General features: G+C 47.1%; 18 protein-coding genes. 17 read left to right on the forward strand and 1 reads right to left on the reverse strand.

Annotated features, from left to right (window positions below; all coding sequences use genetic code 11):
* The first annotated feature begins 2 nt into the window (after positions 1-2).
* From ANCC_RS08805 to moaA, 11 genes are read left to right on the forward strand one after another with little or no spacing between them, the layout of a single operon-like run.
* Positions 3-1,052, forward strand: coding sequence for a V0D/AC39 family V-type ATPase subunit (locus ANCC_RS08805; protein ID WP_006567006.1), 1,050 nt, complete (start codon positions 3-5; stop codon positions 1,050-1,052).
* A complete protein-coding gene (locus ANCC_RS08810; protein WP_006567005.1) occupies positions 1,049-3,010 on the forward strand; it encodes a V-type ATP synthase subunit I in 1,962 nt (653 codons plus the stop codon). Before ANCC_RS08805 ends, ANCC_RS08810 begins: the two co-directional genes overlap by 4 nt.
* Complete coding sequence (locus ANCC_RS08815) at positions 3,007-3,432, forward strand: ATP synthase subunit C (RefSeq protein ID WP_006567004.1); 426 nt, start codon at positions 3,007-3,009, stop codon at positions 3,430-3,432. Before ANCC_RS08810 ends, ANCC_RS08815 begins: the two co-directional genes overlap by 4 nt.
* 3 nt (positions 3,433-3,435) lie before the next feature.
* On the forward strand, positions 3,436-3,744 hold the full coding sequence (locus ANCC_RS08820; protein WP_006567003.1) for a V-type ATP synthase subunit F: 309 nt from the start codon (positions 3,436-3,438) through the stop codon (positions 3,742-3,744).
* Between the two features lie 24 nt (positions 3,745-3,768).
* A complete protein-coding gene (locus tag ANCC_RS08825; protein WP_006567002.1) occupies positions 3,769-4,356 on the forward strand; it encodes a V-type ATP synthase subunit E in 588 nt (195 codons plus the stop codon).
* The gene (locus ANCC_RS08830; RefSeq protein ID WP_006567001.1) at positions 4,349-6,115 is read left to right on the forward strand and encodes a V-type ATP synthase subunit A; all 1,767 of its coding nucleotides are present in this window, start codon (positions 4,349-4,351) and stop codon (positions 6,113-6,115) included. Before ANCC_RS08825 ends, ANCC_RS08830 begins: the two co-directional genes overlap by 8 nt.
* Positions 6,116-6,160: 45 nt before the next feature.
* A complete protein-coding gene (locus ANCC_RS08835) occupies positions 6,161-7,609 on the forward strand; it encodes a V-type ATP synthase subunit B (protein WP_006567000.1) in 1,449 nt (482 codons plus the stop codon).
* Positions 7,610-7,637: 28 nt separating this feature from the next.
* The gene (locus ANCC_RS08840) at positions 7,638-8,258 is read left to right on the forward strand and encodes a V-type ATP synthase subunit D (RefSeq protein ID WP_006566999.1); all 621 of its coding nucleotides are present in this window, start codon (positions 7,638-7,640) and stop codon (positions 8,256-8,258) included.
* 16 nt (positions 8,259-8,274) lie between these two features.
* Positions 8,275-8,883, forward strand: coding sequence for an SOS response-associated peptidase (locus ANCC_RS08845; protein WP_006566998.1), 609 nt, complete (start codon positions 8,275-8,277; stop codon positions 8,881-8,883).
* Positions 8,880-10,250, forward strand: a complete 1,371-nt coding sequence (locus tag ANCC_RS08850; RefSeq protein ID WP_006566997.1) for an aldehyde dehydrogenase — start codon at positions 8,880-8,882, stop codon at positions 10,248-10,250. The genes ANCC_RS08845 and ANCC_RS08850 overlap by 4 nt, the downstream gene beginning before the upstream one ends.
* Before the next feature lie 15 nt (positions 10,251-10,265).
* The gene (gene moaA / locus ANCC_RS08855; protein ID WP_009289643.1) at positions 10,266-11,240 is read left to right on the forward strand and encodes a GTP 3',8-cyclase MoaA; all 975 of its coding nucleotides are present in this window, start codon (positions 10,266-10,268) and stop codon (positions 11,238-11,240) included.
* A 64-nt stretch (positions 11,241-11,304) separates the two neighbouring features.
* On the opposite strand, the gene ANCC_RS08860 is transcribed toward moaA, so the two are convergent.
* Complete coding sequence (locus tag ANCC_RS08860) at positions 11,305-12,501, reverse strand: FprA family A-type flavoprotein (protein WP_006566995.1); 1,197 nt, start codon at positions 12,499-12,501, stop codon at positions 11,305-11,307.
* A gap of 249 nt (positions 12,502-12,750) precedes the next feature.
* Between ANCC_RS08860 and ANCC_RS08865 the strand changes: the two genes are divergently transcribed.
* From ANCC_RS08865 to dtd, 6 genes are read left to right on the forward strand one after another with little or no spacing between them, the layout of a single operon-like run.
* Positions 12,751-13,152, forward strand: a complete 402-nt coding sequence (locus ANCC_RS08865; RefSeq protein ID WP_006566993.1) for a hypothetical protein — start codon at positions 12,751-12,753, stop codon at positions 13,150-13,152.
* A gap of 17 nt (positions 13,153-13,169) precedes the next feature.
* Complete coding sequence (locus ANCC_RS08870) at positions 13,170-13,772, forward strand: SanA/YdcF family protein (RefSeq protein ID WP_006566992.1); 603 nt, start codon at positions 13,170-13,172, stop codon at positions 13,770-13,772.
* The gene (locus ANCC_RS08875) at positions 13,757-14,320 is read left to right on the forward strand and encodes a M48 family metallopeptidase (RefSeq protein ID WP_006566991.1); all 564 of its coding nucleotides are present in this window, start codon (positions 13,757-13,759) and stop codon (positions 14,318-14,320) included. The genes ANCC_RS08870 and ANCC_RS08875 overlap by 16 nt, the downstream gene beginning before the upstream one ends.
* A gap of 13 nt (positions 14,321-14,333) precedes the next feature.
* Complete coding sequence (locus ANCC_RS08880) at positions 14,334-15,167, forward strand: purine-nucleoside phosphorylase (RefSeq protein WP_006566990.1); 834 nt, start codon at positions 14,334-14,336, stop codon at positions 15,165-15,167.
* A gap of 38 nt (positions 15,168-15,205) precedes the next feature.
* Positions 15,206-16,489, forward strand: coding sequence for an amidohydrolase (locus tag ANCC_RS08885; RefSeq protein WP_006566989.1), 1,284 nt, complete (start codon positions 15,206-15,208; stop codon positions 16,487-16,489).
* A gap of 16 nt (positions 16,490-16,505) precedes the next feature.
* A complete protein-coding gene (gene dtd, locus ANCC_RS08890) occupies positions 16,506-16,952 on the forward strand; it encodes a D-aminoacyl-tRNA deacylase (RefSeq protein WP_039930411.1) in 447 nt (148 codons plus the stop codon).
* Positions 16,953-17,007 lie beyond the last annotated feature (55 nt).

The following is a 17,007-nucleotide window of genomic DNA, read 5'->3' on the forward strand; positions in this document are numbered from 1 at the left end:
CTATGGGAAGTATGATAAAATACAGCGCTCTTGTTACTAAGATACGTGCCATGAGAGCCAAGCTGTTAAGGGATGAAGATTTTCAGTTTTTGGCAGAGCTTTTCAGTGTCCCTGAAATCGTGGGCCATCTGAAAGGATATCCGGCCTACAGGGATATCCTATCTCTTCTGGATGAGGGAGATCTTCACCGAGGGAATATAGAAAAGGTTCTGGTACAGTCTCTTTATGAAGATTATACAAAGCTGTACCGGTTTTCAGGACTGGAACAGCGCAGATTCCTCAAATTATATTTAAAAAGATATGAGGTGGAACTGATCAATTACTGTTTCCGGATTATTTTTAATCATTATCAAAAACCTTTTGACCTGGATTATAAGAAACGATTTTTTGACCGATATTCTCAGATTTCCATCGATCGTTTGATCGGATCAAAAAATATGAAAGATTTGGTGGAAGGACTTCGGGATACGGAGTATTACGGTCCGCTCTCAAATTTACTGGATGCAGGGGCACAGACACTGTTTGATTTTGATCTGGCACTGAATCTCTATTATTTCTCCTCCATATGGAGGGAAAAGAAAAAAATCTTAAAAAAGAAAGAACTGGAGATTTTCACGAAAGAGGCAGGCACACAGGTAGATCTTCTGAATCTGCAGTGGATCTACCGATCCAAGAAGTACTATGAGATGCAGCCTGCGGATATCTATGCGCTGCTGATTCCAATACATTTTCATATTCATGCGGAGGAATTGAAAAAACTCACAGAAGTGTCAGGAACTGAGGAATTTAAGACGGAGGTCACGGGAAGTTTTTATGGGAGGCGGTACCGGATAGAAGATACAGCTTCCATTGAGCAGATGTACCGCGAATGTCTCCGCCGCCTGTATTTGACGGAAAGGCGCAGAGATCCGTATTCTATCGCAAGCCTCACCGCATATCTCTTTTATAAGGAAGAAGAGATACAGAGACTGATCACCATTATGGAACGTGTCCGTTACGGCCTGCCTCCTGAACAGACGGCAGGCTATGTGAAAGGAGTGATCGGGGTATGATTGTTAAGATGAAGTTTATAACACTCACAGGACCAAAGCGCGACATCGACAGAGTCACCAACGACTATCTGTCAAAATATGAGATTCAGCTTGAAAATGCCTTGTCGGAATTAAAGACGGTTGATAACCTGCAGCCGTTCACAGATACAAACCCTTATAAAAAGCCTCTGGAACAGGCCGATAAAGCCGCAGAGCTTCTGAGTGTTCCAAAAACTCAGGATCTGCCTGGTCTGACTTCTGACCAGGCACTCAGGATCATATCCCAGACCGAAAACATCTGCCGCAGTATTGAGGCCCAAAAAGAAGCACTGGAACTTGAGGAAAAGAATCTCACCGAGCAAATAAAAATGATTGAACCATTCCGCCCCATGCAGTTTGTACTGAGAGAAGTGTTTCACTTTCAATTCGTGAAATTCCGTTTCGGACGGGCACCCTTGGAATACTTCGAAAAGATGCTGGAGTTTATCGAACACAATCCGGATGTGATCTTCGTCGAAGGGGTACGAAATAACAGCTATGGGTATGGGGTATATTTTACGTCCAGGTCCAAATCGGAACAGATTGATGCCATTTTCAAGTCTCTTCACTTTGAGAGGATTTTTATTCCGGACGAGTTCATCGGAACTCCGGAGGAGGCTTGTGACGACCTGAACCGAAAACTCTCTATTCTAACAGAGGAAAAAAAGAAGCTGAATAAGAAGCTGGAACAGGAATTAAATGAAAATGCGGATAAGATTTATGCCGCCAGGGAAACCTTAGCGGCTTTATCGGCAAATTTTGACGTGAGGAAGATGGCGGCATGTGTGGAGGACAAACACGAGAATTTTTATATTTTATGCGGCTGGATGTCAGAAGAAGACGTCAAAAGTTTTACCGAAGACATTAAAAACGACCAAAAGCTGTTTTTAATGGTGGAGGATGAACACGAGGATTACTTCGGAGAGCCCCCTACGAAACTGCACAATCCAAAGGTGCTCAGGCCATTTGAAATGTTTGTGAAAATGTACGGACTGCCTTCTCACAACGAGATTGATCCGACGATCTTTATTGCGATGACGTATCCTCTTATTTTCGGCATCATGTTCGGAGATCTGGGACAGGGATTATGTCTTTTTGCGGGAGGTATGCTGCTCTATCTGACAAAAAAGGCTGACCTGGCCGGGATCATTGCGGCTGCCGGCATCTGTTCTTCCTTTTTCGGCTGGATGTACGGAAGCTTTTTTGGATTTGAGAATATTATACAGGCCAGATGGCTGAAGCCCCAGGAGGCAATGATGAATGTTCCGGGCATCGGAAAGATGAATACGGTCTTCATCGCGGCGATTATTTTTGGAACATTTTTGATTCTTCTGACCATGATCCTGCACATTATATTTTCTGTACGGGCCGGTGATCTGGGAGAATCACTGTTTGGAGCCAGCGGAGCCGCAGGACTTCTGTTTTATGGCTCTGTACTCCTGGCAGTATTTATGTTTGTCACGGGCCGCAGGATGCCGGGAACGGTCATACTGGCTGTCATGTTCGGCATTCCGCTGCTCATAATTGCATTGAAGGAACCTCTCTCCGGCATGCTGAAAAGACACAGGCCTGAAATAAAGGAGGGGAAGCTTATGTTTTTCGTCCAGGCATTTTTTGAATTATTTGAGACACTGTTAAGCTACTTTTCCAACACTCTGTCTTTTGTGAGGATCGGAGCGTTTGCTGTCAGCCACGGAGCCATGATGGGAGTCGTCATGATGCTGTCCGGAGCGGAAGAAGGGCATATCAACTGGGCGGTGATCGTATTCGGAAACCTGTTTGTCTGTCTGATGGAAGGACTCATTGTGGGCATCCAGGTGCTGAGACTCGAATATTATGAAATATTCAGCCGCTTTTATCAGGGAGGCGGAACGGAATTCCGGCCGTACAGACATAAAACCAAACAGGACACATCAGATCAAAGGAGGTCTTCACTATGAATACATTAACAAAGCTTGTGCTGATTGCAGCCTTGATTTTAAGCGTTTTAATACCGTTCGGATACTTTCTGTTAGGGCAGAAAAAGAAATCCAGATATAAGAAGGCTCTGGGAGTCAATGTTTTCTTTTTCTTCGGCACTCTTCTGATTGCCGCAGTGGTTATGCTTTATCCCGAAAGAGTGCAGGCGGCTTCGGGCTCCGGCAATCCATCGGCCGGGATCGGATATCTGGCAGCGGCTCTTTCTACTGGTCTTTCCGGCATCGGCGGAGGAATTGCCGTGGCCAGCGCCGCAAGCGCTGCTCTCGGCGCCATCAGTGAGGACAGCAGTATTTTTGGTAAATCTTTGATCTTTGCAGGGCTGGCGGAAGGAATCTGCCTTTATGGGCTGGTCATCGCCTTTATGATCCTGGGAAAGCTGTGAGCCATGAAAATGTTTTTGATCAGTGATAATGTCGACACCTGCACAGGAATGCGGCTTGCCGGCGTGGACGGCATCGTTGTCCATGAAAGAGAGGAACTCTCCCGTACACTTGAGAAGGTCATGACCGACAGCACGATCGGCATTGTGCTGCTCACGGAAAAGTTCGGCAGGGAATTTCCCGAGATCATCGACGAGATCAGACTGAACAGGAAAATGCCCCTGATTGTCGAGATACCCGACCGCCACGGAACCGGACGCAGAAAAGACTTTATCACATCGTATGTAAATGAAGCCATTGGACTGAAGCTTTAAGGATTGCAAAGAAGGTGACCCCAAATGACATTGGAAGAAAAAATCCAGAACCTGCAGAGGGTTTCTATGAAAGAGGCAAGGTCCGAGGGAAATGCCCTGATCAAAGGACATGCGGATTTTCTGTCTCACAGATTGTCGGAACATCAGCAGAAAATGAAGATGCAGGCCGAGAACAGGATTGGGAATGAAAAAGCCCGGATCAGGTTAAGGCAGAACAGAGATATTTCTGAGTATCAGATAAGGCTCAGGAGAGAACTGAATGAATATCAGGAGGAGTTAAAAAAGAAACTTTTTGGACGGGTCCGCGAACTGCTGAAGATTTATATGAAAACCGGGGAATACCTGGATCTTCTCAGCCGCCAGGTCAGAGAAGCCATGCTCTATGCTGACGGGGAGGAGACTGTGATCTATATCAATGCTTCGGACAGAGAGTTAAAGGAAGCCATAGAAGAGAGGACCGGAGCTTTGCTGACGGTCAGCAGCGAAGATTTTACCGGCGGAATCCGGGCAGTCATCCGGACCAAAAATATTCTGATTGACCGTTCTTTCAGCCGGGCACTTGAGAAAGAATACGCGGATTTTCTGTTCCGGGGAGGTGAGAAAAATGTCTGAGGCAGGCCGTATATACGGAATCAACGGACCGGTCATCTACGTGAAGGGAGACATTGGCTTTAAAATGTCCGAGATGGTCTATGTGGGACCGGAGAAACTGGTGGGAGAGGTGATCTCCCTGGATAAGAATGCGGCTACGGTACAGGTTTTTGAAGATACCACAGGCATTCGTCCCGGAGACCGGGCAGAGGCCTCCGGACATCCGCTTTCTGTGTCACTGGCACCGGGAATTCTCCATAATATCTTTGACGGAATTGAACGCCCTCTCGAACAGATTGCCGCTCAGTCCGGAAAATATATCAGCCGGGGAACTCAGGTAGATTCCCTGGATTATCAAAAACGCTGGGAAACACAGATCACCGTATCGGCGGGAGATCAGATAAAACCGGGGGATGTGATTGCCAGGGTGCCGGAGACGGCCGCCATCACTCACCGGTGCATGGTGCCTCCCGGAGTTCAGGGTGTCGTCGAAAAGACAGTCTGCGACGGCAACTATACCATCGATGAACCGCTGGTTACCGTAAGACAGGAAAACGGTGATCTCAAAGAACTTCCTATGATGCAGCAGTGGCCCATCAGAGTTCCGAGACCGGTCAGCCTGCGCTATCCGGCATCCAGGCCGCTGATTACCGGACAGAGGATTCTGGATACGATGTTCCCCATTGCAAAAGGCGGTACGGCCTGTATCCCGGGCGGCTTTGGAACCGGCAAGACGATGACTCAGCATCAGATCGCCAAGTGGTCGGATGCCGACATCATCATTTATATCGGATGCGGAGAGCGCGGAAATGAGATGACACAGGTATTGGAGGAGTTTTCCAAGCTGGTGGACCCGAAGAACGGGAATCCCCTGATGGACCGCACAGTCCTGATCGCAAACACGTCCAATATGCCTGTTGCCGCCAGGGAAGCAAGCATTTATACTGGACTGACCCTGGCCGAATATTACAGGGATATGGGATATGACGTGGCAATCATGGCAGATTCTACGTCCCGCTGGGCGGAAGCGCTGAGAGAACTTTCCGGACGGCTGGAGGAGATGCCGGCGGAGGAAGGCTTTCCTGCCTATCTTGCCTCAAGACTGTCGGCCTTTTATGAAAGGGCGGGTATGATGAAGAATTTAAACGGCACAGAAGGCTCCGTATCGATCATCGGCGCGGTATCGCCCCAGGGAGGCGACTTTTCAGAACCGGTGACCCAGAATACAAAGAGGTTTGTGCGGTGCTTTTGGGGACTTGACAAAAGTCTTGCTTATTCCAGACATTTCCCTGCCATTCACTGGCTGACCAGTTACAGTGAATACTTAAAAGATCTGGCACCCTGGTATGAAGAACACGTCTCCGTGGAGTTTGTGGATCACAGAAACCGCATCATGGCTCTCTTAAATCAGGAGAGCAGCCTGATGGAAATCGTCAAACTGATCGGAAGCGATGTGCTTCCCGATGACCAGAAGCTGATTCTGGAGATCGCCAGAGTAATCCGTCTTGGATTTCTGCAGCAGAATGCCTTTCATAAAGACGATACCTGCGTATCTATGGAAAAACAGTTTGAGATGATGGATGTAATCCTCTATTTATATGAAAAGGCAAAGCTGTTGATCAGTATGAATATGCCCATGTCTGTTTTGAAAGAAGATACGGTGTTTGAATCTGTGATCTCCATGAAATATGACGTGCCCAATGACAGGATGGAGATGTTTGATGAATATCGGAAAGCGGTGGATGATTTCTATCGGAAAGTGATCGAGAAAAACGGATAAATTGTCTGCAGTGTAAAAAAATTGTACCTGAAAGGAGTGTTTCACATGCCGATTGAATATTTGGGACTTGACAGGATCAATGGACCTTTGGTGGTACTGGAGGGCTGCAGAGATGCTTTTTATGAGGAAATTGTAGAGTTTGTGGTAGAGGGAAATAAAAAAAAGCTTGGAAAGATCATAGAACTTTACGAGGACAAAGCGATCATCCAGGTGTTTGACACAACGGATAATATGGGGCTTTCCAATACTCATACAAGGCTTACGGGGCATCCAATGGAAATTTTTCTCTCTCCCGACATCCTCGGGAGGACATTAAACGGCCTTGGGAAGCCTATCGACGGACTGGGACCCATTGTGTCGGACGTAAAACGCAATGTCAACGGACTACCCCTGAATCCGGTCCGCAGGGAGTATCCGCGAAATTTTATATGCACAGGGATTTCGGCAATTGACGGCCTGATGACACTGATCCGGGGACAGAAACTTCCTATCTTTTCGGGAAATGGGCTGCCCCATGATCAGCTGGCTGCCCAGATCGTGACCCAGGCTTCACTGGGCGGGGACAGCATGGAAAACTTTGGTATCGTCTTTGCCGCCATGGGTGTCAAACACGACGACGCGGATTTCTTCCGCAGGACGTTTGAAGAGAGCGGTGCCTTAGGCCATGTGGCGATGTTTTTAAATATGGCCAACGACCCGGTGGCTGAGAGGCTGATCACACCCAAGGTGGCGCTGACCGCGGCAGAATATCTGGCTTTTGAACATCACATGCATATTTTAGTCATTCTGACGGATATGACGGCCTTTGCGGAGGCCATGAGGGAAGTTTCCTCCTCAAAGGGAGAAATTCCGAGCCGGAAAGGATTTCCCGGTTATTTATACAGTGAACTGGCAATGATCTATGAGAGGGCGGGCATTGTGGAAGGCATCGACGGATCAGTGACCCAGATACCGATCCTTACAATGCCCAATGACGATATCACGCATCCCATCCCGGATCTCACCGGATATATTACGGAAGGACAGATCGTGCTGGACCGCAGCCTGCACGGTCAGGCTGTCTATCCGCCGATCAGTGTGCTCCCGTCCCTGTCCCGCCTTATGAAAGACGGAATCGGAGAGGGCTATACGAGGGAAGATCATCAGGATCTGGCAAATCAGCTTTTCTCCGCCTATGCAAAAGTGGGAGATGCCAGAAATCTGGCCTCCGTCATCGGGGAAGACGAACTGTCTCCGATCGACAAAAAGTATTTAGAGTTTGGAAAAGAGTTTGAGGAACGGTACATCGGACAGGGAAGTGAGGAAAACCGTACGGTGACAGAGACCCTCGATCTCGGCTGGGAACTCCTCGCCATTCTCCCGAGAGAAGAACTGGACCGTGTTGACACGAAGCTTTTGGACCGTTATTATCGAAAGACCGGAGATAAGGAGACTTATTCCAAAAATCCGGAGGACAGCAGGCCTCCGGCGGCGACGGATTCTTTAATGTTTTAGTCCAAGCTGAACGAAAGGAGGCGGACATATGGACCCGAGAACTTTTCCGACCAAGGGGAATCTGATGCTCGCTAAAAATTCTCTCGCCCTGGCGATGCAGGGGTATGATCTGATGGACAAGAAGCGGAACATTTTGATCAGAGAGCTTATGAACCTGATTGATCAGGCGAAGGATATTCAGGAACAGATTGATGTGACTTTTACGTACGCCTATCAATGTCTTCAGGAAGCAAATATTGAACACGGCATCAGCGAGACAGACCAGCTGGCCTACACGGTGCCCATCGAGGATTCTATTCAGATAAAGAGCCGCAGTATCATGGGAACAGAGATCCCTCTGGTGACTTACACACCGGATCAAAACATTCCGACCTATTCCTTCAGCACTACGAGGGAATCCATCGACAAAGCAAGAGAAGCTTTCCGGAAAGTCAAAGATCTGACGATCCGGCTTTCCATGGTTGAAAACTCTGCCTACCGGCTGGCAGCCAGCATCAAAAAGACGCAAAAGCGTGCAAATGCCTTGAAAAACATTACGATTCCCTCTTACAGGAGTCTTGTGAGCGAGATATCCAATGCCCTGGAAGAGAAAGAGAGAGAAGAATTCACCAGGCTTAAAGTGATCAAACAGAGAAAAAATAAAACTTAACGGACAGGAGAGCACTATGTGCGGAAGATATTTTACAGACCCTTCAGTGGCAGAAGAACTCTATAATATATTCAAAATTCCCGGAACAAAAGATGTTGTCCCGGCGGCGGAGGATATTCATCCCGCGGATACTGCGGATGTCCTGATTTCCACACCGAAAGGAATTGGGTTTGAAAAGATGAGATGGGGATTTCCCGGTTTTGAGAAAAATAAGCTGATTTTCAATGCAAGAGCGGAGGGTGCACTGGAAAAAAAGATGTTCAGAGACAGCGTCCGCACCAAAAGAATTCTCGTACCTTCCCGCGGTTTTTATGAGTGGGACAGCGAAAAGACGAAATATACTTTTGAGCGCACAGACAGAAAACCGCTGCTGATGGCAGGATGCTGGAATCAGTTTGGTTCCTGGCAGCGTTTCGTGATTCTTACCACAGAAGCAAATGAATCAGTGAGAGGTGTTCACCACAGGATGCCTCTCATCCTGGACCCGAAAGATGCATGGGTATGGCTTATGGATGACGGACAGACCGAATTCATCTTACAGAAAACACCCGGGCCGCTGGAAAAAAAGTCTGACTATGAACAGATATCTTTTTCTTTTTTATTCCATAAGGAGGAACCTTTATGACCATTGAACGATTGGTAAAACTTCAGAGGAATTTTTATTATACAGGTGCTGCACAGTCTTACGCTTTTCGGATGGAAGCTCTCTGCCGTTTAGAGCAGACAGTCAAAAGCCATGAAAAACAGCTGGAGCGTGCCCTGAAAAAAGATTTGAACAAATCCGGCTTTGAATCATATATGACAGAAATCGGATTATTTTACAGTGAATTAACTCATGCAAAAAAACATTTAAAAAATTGGATGAAACCGAAGAGAAAGCCTACGCCGGTCAGCCAGTTTCACGCAAAAAGCTTTGAAATCTCCGAGCCTCTGGGTGTGGTTTTGATCATGGCTCCATGGAATTATCCCTTTTTACTGACGTTTGCTCCTTTGATCGGAGCCATAGCCGCCGGAAACTGCTGTATCTTAAAGCCGTCCAGAGACGCATCCAACACATCCGCGCTGATCCGGCACATCGTCGAGGAGGCTTTTCCAGCGAATTATATCTCTGTCGTAGAAGGCGGAAGAGAGGAGAACAAGCAGCTTCTCAGCCAGAAGTTTGATCATATTTTCTTTACCGGCAGCAAGGCAGTGGGGAAAATCGTCATGGAACATGCGGCACGCCGTCTGACGCCCGTAACCCTGGAACTCGGAGGAAAGAGTCCCTGTATCGTGGACAGGTCGGCAGATCTTTCCCTGGCTGCCAGGAGGATCGTGTTCGGAAAATTGTTAAACAGCGGACAGACCTGTGTGGCCCCGGACTATATCCTCGTACACGAAGCAGTAAAAGAGACTTTGATAACAGAACTGATCTTCCAGACCCGCAGGATGCTTGGAGAGGAGCCTCTCCTAAACAGTGAATACCCAAAAATCGTCAATAAAAAACACTATCACAGGATTATGAAGCTGATCGGGGAAGAGACTGCAGTCCTCGGAGGATACGGCTGTGAAAAAACACTGAAAATAGCACCGTCTATTCTTCCGGAGGTATCGTGGGATTCCCCCGTCATGCAGGAAGAGATCTTTGGCCCTGTACTTCCTGTGCTGTCCTACCGTAGATTTTCTGACGCGGTACAGCATATCAGGCAGATGGAGAAGCCCCTGGCTCTCTATCTGTTTACAGGAAACAAGAAGATGGAACAGTGGATTCTTAACAACATGGCTTTCGGAGGCGGATGTATCAACGACACCGTCATTCATCTTGCCACGTCACACATGGGATTCGGGGGAGTCGGTGAGAGCGGCATGGGCTCCTATCACGGCGAATATGGCTTTCGGACATTCAGCCACAGAAAAAGTATCGTAAAAAAATCAACATGGACGGATCTTCCCATTCGTTACCACCCGTACAGCAAGAGAAAAAACAGGCTGCTTCGTCTGTTTTTGAGATAGAAAGGACACACAGTGATGAAAGATATCTATGGACGCACAATTGATTACATGAGGATTTCCGTCACTGACCGTTGTAATTTAAGGTGCCGGTACTGCATGCCGGAGGATATTCCATCAGTGGAACATACAGATATTTTAAGCTACGAAGAACTGTTAAGCATATGTGAGAGCGCCGCAGATCTGGGCATCTGTAAGTTTAAGATCACAGGGGGAGAGCCTCTGGTGAGGAAAGGATGCGCCGGCTTTATAGAAAGACTGAAACAGCTTCCCGGAGTCAGGCAGGTTACCCTGACCAGCAACGGCCTCCTCTTAGAACCGTATCTTGAACGGCTGAAAGAGGCAGGGATCGACGGCATCAACATCAGCCTGGACACGCTGGACGAGAAGAAATATAAAGAGATCACCGGGAAAACAGGAGTACAGACAGTTTTGTCAGCCGTCAGAAACTCTGCCCGCATGGGTCTGAACACGAAAGTAAATTGTGTGGTTATGAAAGGCATCAACGACGATGAAATCTTGGATCTGCTGGAAATCGGAAGAGAGGATCACGTTGACATCCGCTTTATTGAGATGATGCCTATCGGCTTCGGAACACAATTTACCGGTATGAATTCAGATGAGATCATATCTCTGCTCCGTCAAACATATCCCGGGATTAAAAAAGAAGAACAAATCCGTGGAAACGGACCTGCCAGATACTTAAAAATTCCCGGTTTTTCCGGAGCCGTGGGCTTCATCGATGCGGTACACTGTAAATTCTGCAGACAGTGCAACAGAATCCGGCTCACCTCAGAAGGCTTCTTAAAGCCCTGCCTGTATTACAGCCGCGGCATCCCTCTGAGAGAAAAATTAAGATCCGGAATATCAAGAGGAGATCTTTCACAGCTCATACGCCAGACTGTTCTGGATAAGCCCGAAGGACACCGATTTTCTGAGAGAGACACGGATGGTGAAGCAGACAGCCGGAAAATGTCTCAGATCGGAGGATAAAAAAGACGCTTTTAAACGACCTGATTACAAAGCCTTTAAAAGCGTCATTTTGTATATAATTTCTTTAGTTCATAGATTCCAAAATTGCATCAGCCATCGCGTCGATTTCCTCTGACTGGCTGTCATTCAGTGCAGATTTGATCGTGATGGTTGGTTCCAGGACCGTCATTTGTTTCATCCCTGACACCATCTCATTCATCTGCCTGCCGGATGTGGCTGCCCACGTTCCGTTCTGCATGAACGCTACGGTACGTTTCTGAAGATTATGGGCTTTCAGATCAAGCAGCACGGTCTCCATATTCGGAAAAATACCGCCGTTGTATGTCGGGGATGCAAATACCAGATGACTTGCCCGGAATGCTTCGGAAACAACCACAGACGGATGGGTTACAGACACATCGTACATGGCAATATTTTTAAGACCTTTATCAGCGAGGCGGGAAGCCAGTACATTGGCTGCATTTTCCGTGTTGCCGTATATAGATGCATAAGCGATCATGACACCCTGGTCTTCCGGCTCATAAGTGCTCCATTTCTGATACTTTTCAACGAACCACTCAATATTTTTTCTCCATACCGGACCGTGGAGCGGACAGATCATCCCGATTTCCACATTGGAAGCCTTCTTTAACAGCGCCTGTACCTGAGCTCCGTATTTTCCTACGATATTCGTATAATATCTTCTGGCGTCATCCAGCCATTTGTGTTCAAATTCAATCTCATCGGCAAACAGATTTCCGTTGATCGCTCCGAATGTTCCGAAAGCATCTGCTGAAAATAATATTTTGTCCGTCGTATCATATGTGACCATAACTTCCGGCCAATGTACCATAGGTGCCATAAGGAATGTGAAAGTATGTTTTCCTGTACAAAGGGTATCGTTTTCCTTCACGATGACAGCGTCCGTCTCGATCTTAAAGAACTGTTTGATAATGTCCGCTGTCTTGGCATTGCATACGATCTGAACATCCGGATATCGCATGATTACTTCTTTGAGCATGGCACAGTGATCAGGCTCCATGTGGTTAATAATCACATAATCCAGTGTGCGTTCTCCGAGCGCATGGACAAGATTTTCAAAAAACTGTTCACTGACAGCCTTGTCCACCGTATCGAAAAGCACTGTTTTTTCATCTAACAGCACATAAGAATTGTAAGAAACACCGTTTGGCACCGGAAAAATGTTTTCAAACAGGGCGAGTCTCCTGTCGTTTCCTCCGATCCAATATAAATCGTCTGTAATATTTTTTGTGCAATACATGTTTTCATCCCCTTAGCTTATTTGATTATTTTTTGTCAATATTATATCACTACTAGTATAATGTCCAAAAAACCATTTTACAAGTCAAAGATACCAACTGAAAAAGATTCTACATAATTCCCAGCATGATTCTATGATATAATTTCTTTGTTAGTAAAAATTGACACACTATCATTCCTCTTTTATAATGGAGACGGCACATAGAAGGAAAATAAAACAAAAATTTATATAAGAACAGGAGATAAGACAATGCAGATCAGTAAAAAAAATATGATCGCACTGATCTTTGGGACAGTCGCTGTGATCATTTGCATGGTCATTGTTGTAATGTTTTCCGGAGGATTTAAAAAGGATAAGGAAGATTCATCGGCAACCGAGACATCCTCGGAAGAGACGACTTTAGAAGACACCGGGTCCTCAGAAGATCAGCAGACTCAGGAGCGGGGCACAGAAAACACCGGCTCCAATCATCAGAGTACGACCGCAGCCCACAAGAGTACGACGACGCGCAGACAGAAGAAGACTACGGCCGAACGGCAGAAAACGACGACAGCCACACAGCAGAAGACCGAGGCACCAAAACCTGCCACGACGGAGCAGCCGGCCACAACGGAACAGCAGCAGGAACAAACCGAAGATGACGGTCAGTAAGTAAGGAGTAATGAGAGATGAACGGCAAAAAAAGACATACAGGGCTCTGGTTTCTTCCGGGTATCCTGCCCGCAGGGTTTTCTCTGTTTTCATACAGAAAGCTGCACGGAAAACAAAAGAGGGCTGCAGCGGATGTGTTCTTCTGTGAGGCGTTAAAAAAGCGGGACGGCATTTTGGTCCCGGGAGCACTCGTTAAAAACGGTATCATAGGCGCACAGCTGAAAGACCGTCTGGACGGGGCGCTGAGGCTTTACCGGGCCAGCATCGGAAAGTTTATTCTGATCTCAGGGACGAGAAAAGAAGTAAAGTTCATGAAAATGTACCTGCTTTTCAGAGGAATTCCACAAGAAAATATATATGAAGACCGGGAAGGTCTCGATACATTCCGCACAATGAAAAATACATGTTCCGCATTTCCCGGAAAATCATTTTATGTGTGCACGCAGAAACTCTATGTTCCAAGGACGGATTATCTGGCAGAAGCCGCAGGACTGAACGCCCATGCGGTGATCTCGGATTCGGTGATCTATCAAAGCAGACACAAAGACAGAATCCGTGAATATTTTGCCGCGTCCAAGGCACTGCTGGAGGGAGTGGTTTACCAGTGGATCAGGCATTAGACTATGAAGTGATTTACAGCGGCAGAAAGACCCTTGCAGTCACGGTGACTGCAGACGGTCGGGTGGTCGTCAGGGCTCCCGAACGATTTCCGAAAAGTGAGATCCGCAGATTTATAGAAGATAAGCAGGATTGGATCAGACACCACATGAAGCTTTCAGCGGAGAGAAAAAGAAATCAGAAAAAAATTCGTATGACTGCTGAAGAACGGGAAAACTATAAAAAGGAAGCAAAGACTGTGATCACACGGCTCTGCCGGATATATGCAGAACAGATGGGTGTTTCCTGCGGGAAAATAACGATCCGTGAGCAGAAAACCCGCTGGGGCAGCGCGAGCAGCAGAGGAAACTTGAATTTTAACTGGAAGCTGATCCTGATGCCGCGGAAAGTTCTTGAATATGTAGTGGTGCATGAACTTGCCCACTTAAAAGTCATGAATCATTCCCCGGCATTTTATGAGGCGGTCGCACAGTATATGCCGGATTATGAACAGCCGAAAACATGGCTGTCGAAACATGGTGCAGAATATAATATTCATTTGATTTCATAAAGGAGGGACCGTGATGAATGCGGTTTACGAAAAATTACAGAGATGCTATGAGAGCATGCAGGAAAAAACAGACTTTAAGCCGCTGATAGCCGTTGTGCTCGGATCAGGACTAGGCGGTTTTGCAGAAGATATTCAGATTGAGACGATTGTAGAATATAGGGATCTGCCGGATTTTCCGGTGTCTACAGTGGAAGGCCATAAAGGAAGATTTATCTTTGGTTATGTAGAAAAGGTGCCTGTTGTGATCATGCAGGGAAGAGTTCATTACTATGAAGGTTATGATATGACAGATGTAGTTCTGCCGATCCGCCTGATGAAAATGATGGGCGCCAAAGCCTTGATCCTTACCAATGCGGCAGGAGGTGTCAACGACGAATTTGACGCCGGTGATCTCATGATGATCACTGACCAGATTTCCACCTTTGTTCCTTCTCCGCTGATTGGACCGAATCTGGAAAAGCTTGGAGAACGTTTCTGTGACATGACAGGCATTTATAATGACAGATTTCAGGATATTTTCCGCAGAATCGCCAGGACACTTGAAATTGATTTAAAGGAAGGTGTCTATGTACAGCTCAGCGGACCGAATTTTGAATCTCCCCAGGAGATCAAGATGTGCAGAATACTGGGAGCGGATGCGGTTGGCATGAGTACAGCCTGCGAAGCCGTAGCCGCAAAGCATATGGGGATGAAAACCTGCGGTATTTCCTGCATCACCAATCCGGGTGCAGGTATTACAATGAAGCCTTTAAGCCATGAAGAGGTTCAGGAGACTGCCGATAAAGTGGCTCCTGTGTTCAAGGCACTGCTCAAAGAAGGGATCATAAAGATAGCGGAGCTGCTTTGAGAAAAGCAGTTCCGGCGGTATATTTAAGGGAGAGTCCCATGATAAGGATCTACAATGCTAAAATTCTTACAATGGAAAACGGCATGCAGCCGTTTGACGGAGAAATTCAAACTGACGGGTCCCGTATTTCATATATCGGTGAAAAACCACCCGCAGATTCCGGAGATGCCCGGCCGTTTGAAAGAGAGATTGACGCCCGGGGCGGTCTTTTAATGCCGGGCTTTAAAAATGCCCACACTCATTCCGCCATGACCTTTTTAAGATCCCATGCAGATGACCTGCCGCTGCTCGAATGGCTCAACCGGCAGGTTTTTCCGTGGGAGGCAAAACTCACTCCCGATGATATCTATCATCTCTCTAAACTGGCTGTCATGGAATATCTGACGAGCGGGATGACAGCTAATTTCGATATGTATTTAACACCCGATACGATTGCTCAGGCCTCCGAAGACTGCGGATTCAGGACAGTGCTCTGCGGTGCCCTGAACGATTTTTCACAGTCTGCCCAACAGCTGGACGAATGGTATCAAAAATATAACAAAGAAGACAGTCTGATCAGCTTTCGGCTTGGATTTCATGCGGAGTATACTACATCCGAAGAGAAGCTTCGCGCTGTAAAAGAGCTGTCGGATCAGTATCATGCCCCGGTTTATACTCACAGTTCAGAGGGCCTCCCGGAAGTCATCTCCTGCAGAGAGCGCACCGGGCTGACGCCGACGGCTTACATGGATCGTCTGGGCCTGTTTGAAAATGGAGGCGGGTGTTTTCACTGTATCCATATGGAACCGGAAGATCTCCGGATTTTGAAAAGACGCCGGGTGTCTGTGATCACCAATCCGGCATCTAATCTGAAGCTGGCAAGCGGTATTGCACCAATAAAGCAGATGCTGGATATGGGAATCAGCCTGGCCATCGGGACAGACGGTCCCGCAAGCAACAACTGCCTGGATATGTTCCGGGAAATGTTTTTGGTCACAGGGCTCTCCAAATACCGGGAAAACGACGCCTCGGCCACAGATGCGGACACTGTGCTCAAAATGGCAACTTTAGGCGGCGCAGCGGCAATGGGGCTTTCTGACTGTGATATTCTCGCAGAAGGGAAGCAGGCGGACTTAATACTGATCGATCTGAACCAGCCCAATATGCGGCCGGTCCACAATCTGACAAAAAACTTAGTTTACAGCGGCAGCAAGCAGAATGTCCGGCTCACCATGGTTGCTGGAAAGATCCTCTATGAGGACGGAGAATTCTCCATCGGAGAAGAACCAGATTTCGTTTACAGGAAAGCGGAAGAGATTACAGGAAGAATTTTTGGAAATTGACAGAAAGAGAGAGCATATGAAATTTGTAATTCAAAGAGTCAGCCATGCCAAAGTGGATGCGGACCACAAAACGGTCGGAAGCATTGACCGAGGCTTTCTCGTGCTGATTGGTGTCGGTCAGAACGACACGAGAGAGACAGCGGATAAACTGATCAAAAAAATGGTGGGGTTAAGAATTTTTGATGATGAAAACGGAAAGACGAATCTTGCACTGAAGGATGTGGACGGAAGCCTTTTGCTCGTCTCCCAGTTTACCCTCTATGCAGACTGCAGAAAGGGCAACCGGCCTTCTTTCATCAATGCAGGAAAACCGGATCTTGCAGAAGAATTGTATGAATATATCATATCGGAGTGCAGAAAAAAAGTTCCTAAAGTCGAGACCGGGATCTTCGGTGCGGAGATGGAAGTGACACTCGCAAACGACGGACCGTTTACGATTATACTGGACAGTGAGGACAGCTGATTTTCAGTTGTCCTTTGGTATGGTTTATGCTATAATTCATCAGAGAGAAACAGAA

Origin of the sequence: Anaerostipes caccae L1-92, assembly GCF_014467075.1 — a bacterium.
GTDB lineage: Bacteria > Bacillota > Clostridia > Lachnospirales > Lachnospiraceae > Anaerostipes > Anaerostipes caccae.

Bases quoted from the DNA above. Each gene is read 5' to 3' on its own strand.
- ANCC_RS08805 (WP_006567006.1), top strand. From the start codon at position 3: ATGGGAAGTATGATAAAATACAGCGCTCTTGTTACTAAGATACGTGCC.
- ANCC_RS08810 (WP_006567005.1), top strand. From the start codon at position 1,049: ATGATTGTTAAGATGAAGTTTATAACACTCACAGGACCAAAGCGCGAC.
- ANCC_RS08815 (WP_006567004.1), top strand. From the start codon at position 3,007: ATGAATACATTAACAAAGCTTGTGCTGATTGCAGCCTTGATTTTAAGC.
- ANCC_RS08820 (WP_006567003.1), top strand. From the start codon at position 3,436: ATGAAAATGTTTTTGATCAGTGATAATGTCGACACCTGCACAGGAATG.
- ANCC_RS08825 (WP_006567002.1), top strand. From the start codon at position 3,769: ATGACATTGGAAGAAAAAATCCAGAACCTGCAGAGGGTTTCTATGAAA.
- ANCC_RS08830 (WP_006567001.1), top strand. From the start codon at position 4,349: ATGTCTGAGGCAGGCCGTATATACGGAATCAACGGACCGGTCATCTAC.
- ANCC_RS08835 (WP_006567000.1), top strand. From the start codon at position 6,161: ATGCCGATTGAATATTTGGGACTTGACAGGATCAATGGACCTTTGGTG.
- ANCC_RS08840 (WP_006566999.1), top strand. From the start codon at position 7,638: ATGGACCCGAGAACTTTTCCGACCAAGGGGAATCTGATGCTCGCTAAA.
- ANCC_RS08845 (WP_006566998.1), top strand. From the start codon at position 8,275: ATGTGCGGAAGATATTTTACAGACCCTTCAGTGGCAGAAGAACTCTAT.
- ANCC_RS08850 (WP_006566997.1), top strand. From the start codon at position 8,880: ATGACCATTGAACGATTGGTAAAACTTCAGAGGAATTTTTATTATACA.
- moaA (WP_009289643.1), top strand. From the start codon at position 10,266: ATGAAAGATATCTATGGACGCACAATTGATTACATGAGGATTTCCGTC.
- ANCC_RS08860 (WP_006566995.1), bottom strand. From the start codon at position 12,501: ATGTATTGCACAAAAAATATTACAGACGATTTATATTGGATCGGAGGA.
- ANCC_RS08865 (WP_006566993.1), top strand. From the start codon at position 12,751: ATGCAGATCAGTAAAAAAAATATGATCGCACTGATCTTTGGGACAGTC.
- ANCC_RS08870 (WP_006566992.1), top strand. From the start codon at position 13,170: ATGAACGGCAAAAAAAGACATACAGGGCTCTGGTTTCTTCCGGGTATC.
- ANCC_RS08880 (WP_006566990.1), top strand. From the start codon at position 14,334: ATGAATGCGGTTTACGAAAAATTACAGAGATGCTATGAGAGCATGCAG.
- ANCC_RS08885 (WP_006566989.1), top strand. From the start codon at position 15,206: ATGATAAGGATCTACAATGCTAAAATTCTTACAATGGAAAACGGCATG.
- dtd (WP_039930411.1), top strand. From the start codon at position 16,506: ATGAAATTTGTAATTCAAAGAGTCAGCCATGCCAAAGTGGATGCGGAC.